Source organism: Vibrio sp. Vb1337 (assembly GCF_033338715.1).
Lineage (GTDB): Bacteria > Pseudomonadota > Gammaproteobacteria > Enterobacterales > Vibrionaceae > Vibrio > Vibrio alginolyticus.
This window is the reverse complement of sequence record NZ_JAWOTD010000302.1, coordinates 1-1014: the sequence shown is the minus strand read 5'-3', so window position 1 is coordinate 1014 and position 1014 is coordinate 1. Positions and strand designations below refer to the sequence as shown.

1 protein-coding gene is annotated in these 1014 nt (G+C 48.0%); it reads right to left on the bottom strand.

Features of this window, described 5'->3' with window-relative positions:
• Positions 1–139 precede the first annotated feature (139 nt).
• The coding region (locus R7E42_RS25795; RefSeq protein WP_318073357.1) for a Lon-insertion domain-containing protein at positions 140–1014 on the bottom strand (875 nt) is incomplete at its 5' end.

Below are 1014 nucleotides of genomic sequence, written 5' to 3'. Positions count from 1 at the left end.
CACACTTTTGTCTAGTACAAAAAGTCCCCATTTTCAATCTTTTATTGACAATATCCCGACACTAGTGTTGGGATATTGTCGTTATTACAGGTTGTGATTAATTGTGATGATATTTATTCACATCCAGAGCAAATATCGCTTACTTTCTCAGCGAATTGAGCTTCGCTTGAGCAAGGCCAAAAATCGTATCAATCGGGTAAGAACCTTCATCTGTCGGCTCACCTGCCACCTTGCCGGTGAACAATTCAATGGCTTCAGTCACGTGGTCAATTGCCCAAATATGGAACTCCCCTTTTTCTACCGCTTTCACGATGTCAGCGCGTAGCATCAAGTTATGAACATTCGAACGAGGAATGATCACGCCCTGTCCGGAGTGACGACCTTTGATCACACACACATCATAGAAACCTTCGATTTTTTCGTTTACGCCACCAATCGGCTGCGCTTCACCAAATTGGTTCATTGAACCCGTGATCGCGATATCTTGTCGATTTGGTTGTTTAGAAAAAGCCGAAACGACCGCACAAAACTCCGCCATGCTCGCGCTGTCGCCGTCGACGCCACCGTATGATTGCTCAAAGGTAATCGTCGTCGTGAGTGGCACTCGCGCCGTTTTGCCGAATACGGAAGACAGATAAGCCGATAGGATCATCACACCTTTTGAGTGGATACTGCCGCCAAGATCGACGCTGCGTTCAATATCGATGACGTCGCCATCGCCGTAGCATGTTGTGGCAGTAATACGGTTAGGCGCACCAAACATATAATCGCTGGTACTCAACACCGACAACGCGTTCACTTGCCCTATCGCCGAACCCTCAGTGAGAATCAACGTAGTGCCGTTTAAGAACGTCTCCATCACACTGTCTCGCAAACGGCTGACGCGCATCTCCTGATTTTTCATCGCCTCTTCGACGTGGCCAATGCGGATCATGTTTGAGTTTGCTTGGCGAGCCACGTAGTTCGACTCTCGAAGCAAGTTGGCGATATTAGCCGAATGCAGAGATAGCTTGG